The organism is Acidovorax sp. FHTAMBA, assembly GCF_038958875.1.
Taxonomy (GTDB): Bacteria; Pseudomonadota; Gammaproteobacteria; order Burkholderiales; family Burkholderiaceae_C; genus Acidovorax.
On sequence record NZ_CP152407.1, the window covers coordinates 1,644,095 to 1,657,639 of the forward strand.

At 59.3% G+C, this 13,545-nt stretch carries 15 protein-coding genes and 1 tRNA gene; 12 read left to right on the forward strand and 4 right to left on the reverse strand.

From position 1 onward, the window contains the following. Positions 1-66: 66 nt before the first annotated feature. The 4 genes from AAFF19_RS07625 to AAFF19_RS07640 are packed head-to-tail and all read right to left on the reverse strand — an operon-like array spanning position 67 to position 3,071. Positions 67-888 (reverse strand): PilX N-terminal domain-containing pilus assembly protein, encoded by an 822-nt coding sequence (locus AAFF19_RS07625; RefSeq protein ID WP_342721615.1) that lies wholly within the window; start codon positions 886-888, stop codon positions 67-69. 34 nt (positions 889-922) lie between these two features. Next, positions 923-1,801, reverse strand: coding sequence for a PilW family protein (locus tag AAFF19_RS07630; protein WP_182119474.1), 879 nt, complete (start codon positions 1,799-1,801; stop codon positions 923-925). Between the two features lie 41 nt (positions 1,802-1,842). After that, positions 1,843-2,484 carry a type IV pilus modification protein PilV gene (pilV, locus tag AAFF19_RS07635; RefSeq protein ID WP_182119475.1) on the reverse strand — a complete coding sequence of 214 codons (642 nt, stop codon included), beginning with the start codon at positions 2,482-2,484 and terminating at the stop codon, positions 1,843-1,845. A 5-nt stretch (positions 2,485-2,489) separates the two neighbouring features. Further along, positions 2,490-3,071, reverse strand: a complete 582-nt coding sequence (locus AAFF19_RS07640) for a GspH/FimT family pseudopilin (RefSeq protein ID WP_182119476.1) — start codon at positions 3,069-3,071, stop codon at positions 2,490-2,492. A gap of 622 nt (positions 3,072-3,693) precedes the next feature. On the opposite strand from AAFF19_RS07640, the gene rpsO reads away from it, so the two are divergent. The 12 genes from rpsO to nuoF all read left to right on the forward strand — a co-directional run bounded on the left by rpsO (position 3,694) and on the right by nuoF (position 13,542). Further along, complete coding sequence (rpsO, locus tag AAFF19_RS07645) at positions 3,694-3,960, forward strand: 30S ribosomal protein S15 (protein ID WP_005793232.1); 267 nt, start codon at positions 3,694-3,696, stop codon at positions 3,958-3,960. A 207-nt stretch (positions 3,961-4,167) separates the two neighbouring features. Further along, positions 4,168-6,420, forward strand: a complete 2,253-nt coding sequence (gene pnp / locus AAFF19_RS07650) for a polyribonucleotide nucleotidyltransferase (protein WP_182119477.1) — start codon at positions 4,168-4,170, stop codon at positions 6,418-6,420. Positions 6,421-6,513: 93 nt separating this feature from the next. After that, the gene (locus AAFF19_RS07655) at positions 6,514-7,500 is read left to right on the forward strand and encodes an NAD(P)H-quinone oxidoreductase (RefSeq protein WP_342721618.1); all 987 of its coding nucleotides are present in this window, start codon (positions 6,514-6,516) and stop codon (positions 7,498-7,500) included. Next, positions 7,494-8,252, forward strand: a complete 759-nt coding sequence (gene tpiA, locus AAFF19_RS07660) for a triose-phosphate isomerase (RefSeq protein WP_182119479.1) — start codon at positions 7,494-7,496, stop codon at positions 8,250-8,252. The genes AAFF19_RS07655 and tpiA overlap by 7 nt, the downstream gene beginning before the upstream one ends. Positions 8,253-8,292: 40 nt before the next feature. Then, positions 8,293-8,667 carry a preprotein translocase subunit SecG gene (gene secG, locus AAFF19_RS07665; protein ID WP_008906342.1) on the forward strand — a complete coding sequence of 125 codons (375 nt, stop codon included), beginning with the start codon at positions 8,293-8,295 and terminating at the stop codon, positions 8,665-8,667. 114 nt (positions 8,668-8,781) lie between these two features. Beyond that, positions 8,782-8,866, forward strand: a tRNA-Leu gene (locus AAFF19_RS07670). Between the two features lie 73 nt (positions 8,867-8,939). Continuing rightward, the gene (locus tag AAFF19_RS07675) at positions 8,940-9,299 is read left to right on the forward strand and encodes an NADH-quinone oxidoreductase subunit A (RefSeq protein ID WP_008906343.1); all 360 of its coding nucleotides are present in this window, start codon (positions 8,940-8,942) and stop codon (positions 9,297-9,299) included. 24 nt (positions 9,300-9,323) lie between these two features. Next, positions 9,324-9,803, forward strand: coding sequence for an NADH-quinone oxidoreductase subunit B (locus AAFF19_RS07680; protein WP_007849129.1), 480 nt, complete (start codon positions 9,324-9,326; stop codon positions 9,801-9,803). Between the two features lie 10 nt (positions 9,804-9,813). After that, positions 9,814-10,422 (forward strand): NADH-quinone oxidoreductase subunit C, encoded by a 609-nt coding sequence (locus AAFF19_RS07685; RefSeq protein WP_008906344.1) that lies wholly within the window; start codon positions 9,814-9,816, stop codon positions 10,420-10,422. A 26-nt stretch (positions 10,423-10,448) separates the two neighbouring features. Then, complete coding sequence (locus tag AAFF19_RS07690) at positions 10,449-11,702, forward strand: NADH-quinone oxidoreductase subunit D (RefSeq protein WP_182119480.1); 1,254 nt, start codon at positions 10,449-10,451, stop codon at positions 11,700-11,702. Beyond that, positions 11,699-12,187 (forward strand): NADH-quinone oxidoreductase subunit NuoE, encoded by a 489-nt coding sequence (gene nuoE, locus AAFF19_RS07695; protein ID WP_008906346.1) that lies wholly within the window; start codon positions 11,699-11,701, stop codon positions 12,185-12,187. The genes AAFF19_RS07690 and nuoE overlap by 4 nt, the downstream gene beginning before the upstream one ends. Then, the gene (nuoF, locus tag AAFF19_RS07700) at positions 12,187-13,542 is read left to right on the forward strand and encodes an NADH-quinone oxidoreductase subunit NuoF (RefSeq protein ID WP_182119481.1); all 1,356 of its coding nucleotides are present in this window, start codon (positions 12,187-12,189) and stop codon (positions 13,540-13,542) included. The genes nuoE and nuoF overlap by 1 nt, the downstream gene beginning before the upstream one ends. Positions 13,543-13,545: the final 3 nt, after the last annotated feature.

A 13,545-nucleotide genomic window follows, 5' to 3' on the forward strand; every position in this document is an offset into this window, starting at 1 on the left:
ATTGCTGGAGAAATGGCTGCTAAAACTTGAATCGCAAGCGGAGGTGGCGGTCACTGAATTGCGTTATTAATCCATGAGTTTTTGGCGCGCATAAGTCTGTTGAATTACTGCCTGAGTGACGGGTACATCTACGCCCCCCTCTGATCTCAGCTTGCGCCCATGTGCAACGGCGGTAATGCGATACACGACGTTGGGGGTCATTTTTAGCGGCAAATTGTTGGGCCCTCCTGCGATCAAAGCAGATTTGTCCGCGTTGGTGTCGTACGGCAGTACCTCGATCCAGTACCAGCCGCCGCGGTTATTGGCGGATCTGTCGCGCAAAATTGGATTGCCGCTGGGATCTGCGGCGTCTGCACTCAGCGTAGCGCCACTGTATTCGCCGTAACGCGCCCCTATATTAGGCATCATCATTTCGGTCAAAGTGAAATCGACCAGAGGATCGGTCTTGTCGTTGGTGTTATTCCAGAAGTCCTGCCGGCCCGTCCTTTTCAGACACAGTGCATTGAGACAGCGTGGGCCACTGGTAATGCCTTCCAGGTCGGCCCAGAGTTCGGCAGCACCATCTTTCCCCTCCATTTGCAGCGGAATTTGTGCAATGCCGGATCGACCGCCACGGCAGTCCATGACCGTGGGAATCCGGCAGTCGCTACCGTCAGCCTTTTCGCCTCGGATGTCGAGTTCGGCATCTTGGATCAGCGCTTGCGCGGCTTCAAAGGCGCGTTGATAGTCGGCATCATTGCCCACGACCATCTCGTTGAACATGGATGTGCGCGACGCCCACAGCGCCAGCAGCATCGAGAGCATTACAAAAACAATTACCACAAAAAGTGCGACGCCGCGCTGGTGTCGCAATCGTGGTGACTGGAGCGAGGATGAGGGCAAAGACACGCGAGGCATGGCGGTTCGTTCGGTGGTAGATGGATTAGCCCGCCAGCCCTTGGCTGCGCAGTTGGTAGATATTGCGGAAAACCATGTGCATCCGGCGATTGCGGGGCTGTGCCAATGTCGTGTAATTAACCGCTGTCGCACCATCGCAGTCGGTGTAGGTGCTGCCTGCGGGAAGGTCAATGGCTTCATTTCCATAGAGCACCAAACACACCTCCACCGCAAAAACTTGCGCCCATCCCGGGGTACCAGGAGCGCCGACGGTGGCAGCGTCTACATAGCGCAAGTTAGGGTTGCCTGTACCTGCAGCACTCTGCATTAGATAGCGCACCTGAAAATTGGCAACATTGCGAACTATGGGTTGGACTTGGCCATTGCCATCGCACCGCAGTTCGTTGGTAGCGGTGTTTAGAACAAAACGACTTTGAATCAATGCGGGATTTCCTTGTCCGCCGAGGCAGTTGCGTTGTACGGATTGCGCAGTTGCACTCGTGTAAACAGGTTCGGAGTAATTGCGATAACCCGTGGTGAGCTTGTATTGGCTGGCACCAGGTGAATCAAGGCCGCTTAATGTGTCGGTTGCAACGATGAATGTATTTGTGCCATCGGTATAGTCGGTTTCAAAAGCTACGGCCTCACCTGGAAGTGAGGGAATGTCGTCTTCGATTATTTTTGCGGCTGACAACTTGAGTTTGACGGAGCCGGCTTGGCGCAGTTGCTGTCCAATCACACGGAAGGCGTACGAAGCTTGTTGTTGGATTTCCGTGGAGTCACTTACGGTGCCAGAAACTCCGCGTGACACCATGAGGGCGCCCATCGCGACTGCGATGGTAAGCAGGCCAATGGTGATGCCTACCAGCAACTCGATCAGCGTGACGCCGCGCTGGGCGATTCGCCGTGAAGTGGTGTATGTCATGCCGGTTACCAAATTTTTGGGTGAAGCTATGGGGGAAGACGTCAAGTCTTGGGGCCAGGGCAGAAATACTGAACGGCAGTGTCTGCAAAATAGGGTGCGCAGCGGCTGCTGACGGGGATGTATTGGAGATGGCAGGTAAAACCGGCTCCACAGGCGGGCGCGCCAGTACCGCCCAAAGCTCCGGACGCGGTGTCCAGGCTGTCTTTGTAGTCGTTGCTGGTGTCGCGTTCGTTTTCGCGCCAGCGGATCAAAACACCCACTTGGCGACGGCTACCATCGACCGTTTCGGAGGGGGCAAAGAATATGTTGGCATCGCCCAGAGGAAGTGCGCGCTCCACGGCGCGCTTCCATTCACGCAGGTCATAAGTGGCAAACTCTGTGTGCGTGCAGGTTGTTGCGCCTGTGCAGAGCTTGGCGGCCTGAGGGGTCGGTGCCGCACCCGCGCGCCAACCTGTTGTGTAGCTGGCGATGTTGTTCAGCGCATTAGGATGCGCTTTCATCCGCTCGCTCAAATCTTCAATCAAGCGAATTGCCTGCGCCCGGTACGCTGTGGTTTGTGTGTCGCTCAGCGTGCGCATTTGTACGCCCAGGATGCCCAGGATGCCGAGGGCGGCAACAACGATGGCCACCAAGGATTCGATGAGGGTGATGCCGCGCTCCCGGTTTTGATGTGTGTGTTGCATGAGGGTCATCCTGAACAGGGGATATCAGCTGGGTCTGTGGTTATTCTGATGCGCCCACCAGAGCTCATGCATAGTCCGCGTGAAGCAGAGTTGCTGGTCGATTTGTTTAGAGGAACAAGAGCAAAGCCGAAAGGTGCGTTGGCTCTGCCCCAGCGATCGAATCGTATGTCTGCGATAGAAACTGAACGGGTGATCTGCACATTGGGGGGTGTGGCAAAACGTTGTAGGACTTCCTCGCCCGCGTTCTGCGTGCCATTGTCATTGGTGTCAACAAAGACGAACCAACCGCAGTCCCATTCGCCTGCGCCCGAGGCCAGTGGGCAGCCATTGGCACCGCTAGGCTCTTTGCGTATGGTGATATTGCCGGAACGCTTGATAGCTTCCGAACGTGCGTAGTACAGCGCAGATTGCAGTCCATCCACCGACTGCCGTATGCGCCAACGCTCGATTAGCGGAGTGAAGCTGGGAGCGGCCAGAGCGACAAGAACGGCAAGGATGGACACAACCACCATTAACTCAATAACAGTGAATCCGAGTTGCGGCCGACGCACGCGTGGCTTGATGGATGGAAGTTGCAGTGTCTGCATAGTTTGATCGTAGCGGGGGAGTGAAGGCCTGGTGCGGCTGCTTCTGACAAAAGGCCGTTGCGTAGTGACGAGCGGCTTGCGCGCTACGTGGCCGCCGTAAGCTACCTTGTATACCCCCTGCAGGCCCCCGCGTTGTGCATCCCCTTGCATTCCCGGTACATGCGCCGGTCCCGCTCCGCGCGCGACTCTTCCGACGAGCTGCGCTGGTACGTGACCTTGCTGACGCTTTTCTTTTTGGCGGCAGTGTCCGTTGCCGCGCTCTTGTGCCCCGTGGAGTTTTTGGCCAGTGTGGTGCTGGGTGCCCCAGCCACGCACAGGGCGGCCGCGCAGGCGCAGGCAGTGTGCACAATGCGCTGGCGCAGGAGGCGGGCGCGTGGGGTGGGCACCGCTGATGGGGCGCTGTTGGGGGTGTATGGCATGGTGGTCTTTCGCTGGCTGGCAAGGGGTTTGGTGGGCACAGTGTTCTGGATTGCCGGGGGCTTGGCAAGGCCAAATTCAGTCGAAGGCTATAATCACAGGGTTTTGCATGGTGCAAGACGCACGCCCGCGACCCTTCCAGTTGCTGGCGCAAGTAAAAACCATGGTCTGCCGCCAGTCGGTGAACCACATTCAAGGAAAAAACATGATTGCATCCTCCATCAAGGCCGAAGTCGTCAAGGCGAACGCCCGTGCTGCCAACGACACGGGTAGCCCAGAAGTGCAAGTGGCCCTGCTGACGGCCCGCATCAACGAACTGACCCCCCACTTCAAGACGCATGCCAAGGACCACCATGGTCGCCGTGGCCTGCTGCGCATGGTGAGCCGTCGTCGCAAGCTGCTGGACTACCTCAAGGCCAAGGACGCTGACCGTTACACCGCGCTGATCGCCAAGCTGGGTCTGCGCAAGTAATTTTCATTGCATGCGAAAACGCCTGGGTTAGTCCGCTAGCTCAGGCGTTTTTTACTTCGGAGCCGCAAAACAGAGCGAAGCTGTGTCATTCCAATGAAGTTGTTGCCACGCGAAGGCTTGCAGTTTCACTGGAATGGCATCGTGTTCTGAATTGCCCTCCAGAACAATCTGGCAGTGCGCTGCCAGCTATTAAAACAGGAGCTGAACATGAGCATTTTCAACAAAGTCACCAAGTCTTTCCAATGGGGCGACAAGACCGTCATCATGGAAACGGGCGAGATCGCCCGCCAGGCGTCTGGCGCGGTGCTGGTCAATATCGATGACACCGTGGTATTGGCCACCGTGGTGGCTTCCAAGGGTGCCAAGCCCGGGCAAGACTTTTTCCCCCTGACGGTGGATTACATCGAGAAGACGTACGCAGCTGGCAAGATCCCCGGCAGCTTCTTCAAGCGCGAAGCCAAGCCCAGCGAGCACGAAACGCTGACCAGCCGCCTGATCGACCGTCCGATCCGCCCGCTGTTCCCCGAGGGTTTCTTCAACGAAGTGCATGTGGTGATCCACACCATTTCGCTGAACCCTGAAGTGGACGCCGACATTGCGGCCCTGGTCGCCACCAGTGCAGCCCTAGCCATCTCTGGCATTCCGTTCAACGGCCCCATCGGCGCTGCGCGCGTGGGCTACATCAACGGCGATTACGTGCTCAACCCCGGCCAGACTGCTCGCAAGAACTCGCAGATGGATCTGGTGGTGGCTGGCACTGAAGCCGCCGTGCTGATGGTCGAATCCGAAGCCCAGCAGCTGTCCGAAGAAATCATGCTGGGCGCCGTGGTGTTCGGCCATGAGCAAGGCAATGTGGCCATCAACGCCATCCATGAACTGGTGCGCGATGCTGGCAAGCCTGTGTGGCAGTGGGAAGCGCCTGCCAAGGACGAATCCCTGATTGCCAAGGTGACAGCCCTGGCCGACGATAAGCTGCGCGCTGCCTACCAGATCCGCAACAAGCAGGCCCGCACACAGGCATGCCGTGAGTCGTATGCTGCCGTCATGGCTGCTCTCAAGGCCGATGGCGTGGAGTTCGATTCCGTCAAGGTCGAAGGCATGCTGTTCGACATCGAAGCAGGCATCGTCCGCAGCCAGATCCTGGCCGGTGAGCCCCGCATCGACGGCCGTGATACGCGCACCGTGCGCCCCATCGAAATCCGCAGCAGCGTGCTGCCCCGCGCGCACGGCTCTTCGCTGTTCACCCGCGGTGAAACCCAGGCACTGGTGGTGACCACGCTGGGCACCGAGCGCGATGCTCAGCGCATTGATGCGCTGGCCGGCGAGTACGAAGACCGCTTCATGATGCACTACAACATGCCTCCCTTCGCCACCGGCGAAGTGGGCCGCATGGGCAGCACCAAGCGCCGCGAAATCGGCCACGGCCGTCTGGCCAAGCGTGCTCTGGTGGCTGTGCTGCCGACCAAGGAAGAATTCCCCTACACCATGCGTGTGGTGTCGGAAATCACTGAGTCCAACGGTTCCTCGTCCATGGCTTCGGTGTGCGGCGGCTGCCTGTCGCTGATGGATGCCGGCGTGCCCATGAAGGCGCATGTGGCGGGTATTGCGATGGGTCTGATCAAGGATGCGAATCGTTTTGCCGTGCTGACCGACATCCTGGGTGATGAGGATCACCTGGGTGACATGGATTTCAAGGTGGCGGGTACCACCAACGGTATCACCGCTCTCCAGATGGACATCAAGATCCAGGGCATCACCAAGGAGATCATGCAGGTTGCGCTGGCACAGGCCAAAGAAGCGCGCATGCACATTCTGGGCAAGATGCAGGAGGCCATGAGCACCGCCAATACCGAGGTTTCCAGCTTCGCGCCCAAGCTCTTCACCATGAAGATCAACCCTGAAAAGATCCGTGATGTGATCGGCAAGGGCGGCGCGGTGATTCGTGCCCTGACGGAGGAGACCGGCTGCCAGATCAACATCGAAGAAGACGGCACGATCACCATCGCCGCGACCGATGCGGACAAGGCCGAGATTGCCAAGAAGCGCATCGAGCAGATCACGGCTGAGGTCGAGATTGGCAAGGTCTACGAAGGCCCTGTGACGAAGATCCTGGACTTCGGCGCCTTGATCAACCTGCTCCCGGGCAAGGATGGCCTGCTGCATATCAGCCAGATCGCGCATGAGCGTGTGGAGCGCGTGGGTGACTATCTGACCGAGGGCCAGATCGTCAAGGTCAAGGTCATGGAAACCGATGAAAAAGGCCGCGTCAAGCTGTCGATGAAGGTGCTGGCAGACCGCCCAGCCGGCGGTAGCGACCGTCCGGCACCGGCTGAGCGCGGTGACCGCGAGCCGCGTCGTGACCACGGCCGTGACGGCGGTGGCCGCCCATCCTCCGACCAGCAACAGCAGCAACAACAGTCTCTGCCTTCGGAAGGTGGTTCCGGGCAGGTCGCCGGTTGATGGTTTGCTACTGATTTTATAGCTGCTTGCGCTTATCCATAAAGCGCTGGCGGCCAAAATCATTCAAATTCATCTCCCTCAAAGAATTGCAACATGCGTGCTGTAGAAATCACATCCTTTGGAGGCCCTGGCGTACTGCGTCTGGGTGACCGTCCCGTGCCCCAGCCGGGTGCGGGCGAACTCCTGATCCGCGTTGCCGCCAGTGGCATCAACCGACCCGATGTGCTGCAGAGAATGGGGCACTACGCACCGCCGCCGGGGACTTCGGATCTTCCGGGTCTGGAGGTGGCCGGTGTCGTCGAATCCGGCGATGCCGCGGCCATGGTGGAAGCGGGTATCCGGGTGGGTGACCGTGTGTGTGCCCTGGTGGCGGGGGGCGGCTACGCCGAGTGGTGTGTTGCACCGGTCGCGCAGTGCCTGCCCGTGCCGCAAGGGTTGAGCGACGTCGAGGCGGCTTCGCTGCCTGAAACGTTCTTCACCGTGTGGAGCAATGTTTTCGACCGGGGCCGCCTGCAGGCCGGAGAGACTTTGCTGGTGCAGGGGGGAACCAGTGGCATTGGCGTGACGGCCATCCAGCTGGCACGCGCATTCGGGGTCACCGTGCTGGCCACGGCGGGCAGCGATGAGAAGTGCGCGGCTTGCCTGCGCCTTGGGGCGCACCACGCCATCAACTACAAGTCCCAAGACTTTGTGGCAGAGGGCAAGCGCCTCACGCAGGGCAAGGGGGTGGATGTCGTGCTGGACATGGTTGCGGGCGACTACGTGGAGCGTGAGGTCGAGTGCCTGGCTGAAGATGGCCGCCTGGTCATCATCGCTGTGCAAGGCGGTATCAAGAGCGGTTTCAACGCCGGACTGGTACTGCGCCGAAGGCTCACCATCACCGGCTCCACCCTTCGCCCACGCCCCGTGGCTTTCAAGGGCGCCATTGCGCAAGCACTGCGTGAGCATGTGTGGCCGCTGCTGGCGGCGGGCCAGGTGCGGCCTGTCATCCACAGCACGTTTGCGGCGGCAGACGCCGCAAGCGCACATGCGTTGATGGAGTCGAACCAGCACATTGGCAAGATTGTTCTGACATGGTGATCATGAAAAACAAGAAGAAACTCATCGCAGGTAACTGGAAGATGAACGGCTCGCTGGCCGCCAACGAGGCTTTGCTCAAGGGCATCCTGGCGGGCGTTGCTGACTCAGCCTGCGACGTAGCCGTCGCAGTGCCTGCGCCCTATCTGGCGCAGGTGCAGGCTGCTGCGGCGGGGTCTGTGGTGGCTGTGGCTGCGCAGGATGTATCGCAGCACGAGGCGGGCGCATTCACCGGTGAGGTGTCGGCTGCGATGTTGAAAGATTTTGGCGTGCGCTACACCTTGGTGGGGCATTCTGAACGTCGCCAGTATCACGGTGAGACCGATGCGGCGGTCGCGGAGAAAGCGCAACGCGCGCTGGCTGCGGGCATCACACCCATTGTGTGCGTTGGCGAAACCCTGCAGGAGCGCGAAGCAGGACAGACCGAGGCGGTGGTCAAGCGGCAATTGGCAGCGGTCATTCACCTCAATGGGCATTGCATCAGTGAGGTGGTGGTGGCGTACGAGCCTGTCTGGGCCATCGGTACCGGACGCACTGCCTCGCCAGAGCAGGCGCAGGCCGTGCACGCTGTGCTGCGCGCCCAACTTGCAGCGGCTAGCGAACATGCAGACCGTATCCGCTTGTTGTATGGCGGCAGCATGAATGCGGGCAATGCTGCTCAGCTGCTAGGTCAGCCGGACATTGATGGTGGTCTGGTAGGTGGCGCGTCGCTGAAGGCGCCCGATTTTCTGCAGATCATTGCGGCCGCCCGGTGAGGCGGCGCGTTAAACAAATTCAATCAGGAGTGAACAGAGAATGAACGTGATCGTGAATGTGGTGCTGGCTGTGCAGATGCTTACGGCCCTGGTGATGATTGGCCTGATCCTGATCCAGCATGGCAAGGGTGCTGACATGGGAGCTGCGTTTGGCAGCGGTAGCTCCGGAAGCCTGTTTGGGGCCAGCGGCAGTGCCAACTTCCTGTCGCGCACCACAGCGGTGCTTGCGGCAGTGTTTTTTGTGGCCACGCTGGCGTTGGCTTACTTCGGCAATGCGCGGCCTGCGAGCTCTGGCAGCGTGCTGGAAGCTCCGGGCGCTGCAGTACCCGCAGGGGCGCCTGCGTTGTCTGCATCCGACGCGGTCGTGCCCCCGGCTGTGCCTGCATCGGGTGCAGCGCAGATCCCCACCAAATAATCTGCACTAAATTGGGCTTCGGAAGTCGAAGCAGGGTTTTTCCGGAGTAGAATCCTGGATTGTCTGGAAAGCCAAAACCGCAAGGTTCCTCATGCCATCCAGATGCACAAATCAGCCGTCGTGGTGAAATTGGTAGACACGCTATCTTGAGGGGGTAGTGGCGAAAGCTGTGCGAGTTCGAGTCTCGCCGACGGCACCAAAACAAAGGCCTGCCTGCATGACCCGGCTCGGGTCCTGACGGGCAAGGCTACAGCGGTGAGCACATCCTCAAGATGAACCTCGATCAGTACCTCCCCGTCCTTTTGTTCATCTTGGTCGGCATCGCCGTTGGCGTTGTCCCCCTCGTACTTGGTTACATCCTGGGCCCCAACCGCCCGGATGACGCGAAGAACTCCCCCTACGAATGTGGCTTTGAAGCCTTCGAGGACGCGCGCATGAAATTTGATGTGCGCTACTACCTTGTGGCGATCCTGTTCATATTGTTCGATCTGGAAATCGCTTTCCTCTTCCCTTGGGCCGTGGCGCTGCATGAGGTGGGGGTTGCCGGTTTTGTCGCTGTCGTGATTTTCCTGGCCGTTCTGGTGGTGGGTTTTGCCTACGAGTGGAAAAAGGGCGCGCTGGATTGGGAATGAGCGGGCCTCAACAAGGATGATGCAATGATTGAAGGCGTGATGAAGGAAGGCTTCATCACCACGAGTTACGACTCGGTGGTGAACTGGGCCAAGACCGGCTCTTTGTGGCCCATGACGTTCGGCTTGGCTTGCTGCGCTGTGGAAATGATGCATGCCGCGGCTGCGCGTTACGACATCGGTCGTTTCGGGGCCGAGGTTTTTCGCGCAAGTCCGCGCCAGTCCGACCTGATGATCGTTGCCGGCACGCTGTGCAACAAGATGGCGCCTGCTTTGCGCAAGGTGTATGACCAGATGTCCGAGCCGCGTTGGGTTCTGTCCATGGGCTCTTGTGCCAATGGGGGCGGTTACTACCACTACAGCTATTCGGTGGTGCGTGGGTGCGATCGCATTGTGCCGGTGGATGTCTATGTGCCTGGATGCCCTCCCACTGCGGAAGCGCTGATTTACGGGATCATCCAGTTGCAGCAGAAGATCCGCCGCACCAACACCATTGCTCGCGTCTGAAGGGTTGATGATGACTGCTGTAGCCATTCGGCCTGAAAAACTCAAGGACAACATCGCCGCTGCACTGGGTGAGAAGGTGCGTCAGATCACGGTGGCGCTGGACGAGGTCACGTTGGTGGTGGATGCTGCCGACTACCTCGAAACGATGCGGGTTTTGCGTGACGCAGAAGGTTGCCGCTTTGAGCAGTTGATCGATCTGTGCGGTGTGGACTATTCCGCCTACGCTGATGCGGTGCACGAAGGTGCTCGCTACTGCGTGGTGTCGCACCTCTTGTCTGTGAGTCTGAACCAGCGCGTGCGGGTCAAGGTGTTCTGCGCCGATGATGATTTCCCAGTGGTGGATTCAGTCTCCGACCTTTGGAATTCCGCCAATTGGTACGAGCGCGAAGCGTTTGACCTGTTTGGCATTGTGTTCGACGGCCACAACGATCTGCGGCGCATCCTGACCGATTACGGCTTTATCGGTCATCCCTTTCGTAAGGATTTCCCGCTGTCCGGCCATGTCGAGATGCGCTATGACGCCGAGTTGCGCCGCGTGGTGTATGAGCCGGTATCGATCGAGCCGCGTGAGATCACGCCGCGCATCATTCGCGAAGACAAATACGGAGGCCTGCACTGAGGCGTTCGCGTCCGATGTGAACCACCATGGCTGAAATCAAGAACTATTCCCTGAACTTTGGTCCGCAGCATCCTGCCGCGCACGGTGTGCTGCGCCTGGTGCTGGAGCTCGATGGTGAAGTCGTGCAGCGTGCCGACCCGCACATCGGCCTGTTGCACCGCGCCACCGAAAAGCTGGCCGAGCACAAGACCTACATCCAGTCGCTGCCGTACATGGATCGGCTGGACTACGTCTCGATGATGTGCAACGAGCACGCCTATTGCCTGGCCATCGAGAAGCTGCTGGGTCTGGAAGTGCCCTTGCGGGCGCAGTACATCCGTGTGATGTTCTCCGAGATCACACGGCTGCTCAACCACTTGATGTGGCTCGGTTCGCACGGCAACGACTGCGGCAGCTCTACCATCCTGATCTACACCTTCCGCGAACGTGAAGACCTGTTTGACATGTATGAAGCCGTTTCCGGCGCGCGCATGCATGCGGCGTACTTCCGGCCGGGCGGTGTGTACCGCGACCTGCCGGACAGCATGCCGCAGTACAAGGTCAGCAAGATCAAGAATGCTAAGGCCCTGGAGGCCATGAACCAGAATCGTCAGGGTTCGCTGCTCGATTTCATCGACGACTTCACCAAGCGTTTCCCTGGCTGCGTGGATGAATACGAGACTCTTCTGACCGACAACCGCATCTGGAAGCAGCGCACGGTGGGTATTGGTGTGGTGCCGCCCGAGCGCGCACTGAATCTGGGCATGACCGGCCCCATGATCCGTGGTTCCGGAATCGCCTGGGACCTGCGCAAGACCCAGCCGTACGATGTGTACGACCGTGTGGACTTCGACGTGCCCGTCGGCAAGACTGGCGATTGCTATGACCGCTATCTGGTGCGTGTGCAGGAAATGCGCGAATCCAATCGCATCATCAAGCAGTGTGTGGACTGGCTCAAGGCCAATCCGGGTCCTGTCATTACTGACAATCACAAGGTGGCTGCGCCCGCTCGTGAATCCATGAAGTCCAACATGGAGGAGTTGATCCACCACTTTAAGCTTTTCACTGAAGGGTTTCACGTGCCCGAGGGTGAGGCCTATGCCGCAGTGGAGCACCCCAAGGGCGAGTTTGGCATCTACCTGGTGAGTGACGGTGCCAACAAGCCTTACCGCCTCAAGATCCGTGCGCCGGGTTTCGCGCACCTGGCCACGCTGGACGAAATGGCACGCGGCCACATGATTGCGGACGCCGTAGCCATCATTGGCACCATGGATATCGTGTTCGGAGAGATTGACCGATGATTACCGAAGCGACCCGTGCGCGATTTGCGCGTGAAGTGGCCAAATACCCCGCCGAGCAAAAGCAGTCTGCCGTGATGGCCTGCCTGTCGATCGTGCAGCAGGAGCAGGGTTTTGTAAGTGCTGAGAGCGAAGCGGTGATTGCCGAGTATCTGGGCATGCCCCAGATTGCTGTGCACGAGGTCACGACGTTCTACAACATGTACAACCAGCAGCCGGTGGGCAAGTACAAGCTCAACGTGTGTACGAATCTGCCATGCCAGTTGCGCGACGGGCAGAAGGCATTGCATCACCTGGAAAAGAAGCTGGGTGTGTCGATGGGTGAGACCACACCTGACGGCCTGTTCACCCTGCAGCAATGCGAATGCCTGGGGGCTTGTGCCGATGCGCCGGTGATGTTGGTGAACGATCGCACGATGTGCAGCTTCATGGACAACGACAAGCTCGACCAGCTCGTTGATGGCCTGCGGGCGGCGGAGGGCCAGTGATGACCACGGCAACACAAATACTCTCCCAGTTCCAGGCTACAGGCGTCCAGACCTGCTTCCACGATCGCCATATCAATCCCCAGATCTATGCGAGCCTGAATGGGGGTAACTGGAGCATCAAGGATTACGAAGCGCGTGGTGGCTATCAGGCGCTGCGTCGCATCCTGGGTAAAGATGGTAGCGAGGGCCTGACGCAGGACCAGGTTATTGCCACAGTGAAGGAATCCGGCTTGCGTGGTCGGGGCGGTGCGGGCTTCCCCACGGGCCTGAAGTGGAGCTTCATGCCCCGCTCATTCCCCGGCCAGAAATATCTGGTGTGCAATTCCGACGAAGGCGAGCCGGGGACTTGCAAGGACCGCGACATCCTTCAGTTCAACCCGCACATCGTTATCGAAGGCATGATCATCGCTGCGTACGCGATGGGCATCTCTGTGGGCTACAACTACATCCACGGCGAGATCTTCCAGACCTACGAACGTTTTGAGGCTGCACTGGAAGAAGCACGTGCTGCGGGCTATCTGGGCGACAACATCCTGGGTGGCAGCTTCAGCTTTCAGCTGCACGCAGCCCACGGTTTTGGTGCCTACATTTGCGGTGAAGAAACTGCATTGCTCGAATCGCTGGAAGGCAAAAAGGGGCAGCCCCGTTTCAAGCCGCCGTTTCCGGCCAGCTTTGGCCTGTATGGCAAGCCCACCACGATCAACAATACGGAAACCTTTGCGGCTGTGCCCTGGATCATCCGCAATGGCGGTGCAGCTTATCTGGAGTGCGGCAAGCCCAACAACGGCGGCACCAAGATTTTCTCGGTGTCTGGCGACGTCGAAAAGCCAGGCAACTATGAGGTGCCACTGGGTACCCCGTTTGCCAAGCTGCTGGAACTGGCAGGCGGCGTGCGCAAAGGCCGTCAGCTGAAGGCGGTGATCCCTGGTGGTTCGTCGGCCCCTGTCCTGCCGGCATCCATCATCATGGAATGCACGATGGACTATGACTCCATCGCCAAGGCCGGCTCCATGCTGGGCTCGGGCGCTGTCATCGTCATGGATGACTCCCGCAGCATGGTCGAGAGCCTGTTGCGCCTGTCGTATTTTTATTCGCACGAGTCGTGCGGCCAATGCACGCCTTGCCGCGAAGGCACGGGCTGGATGTGGCGCGTGATCGATCGGATCCAGCATGGCCACGGACGTGAGGGTGACCTGGATCTGCTCAACTCGGTGGCGGACAACATCCAGGGCCGCACCATTTGTGCACTGGGTGATGCGGCCGCCATGCCCGTGCGCGCCATGATCAAACACTTCCGTCCCGAGTTTGAGGCACTGATCCGGAACAAGGCTCCACAAGCCGCGACCTCCGTCTGATCG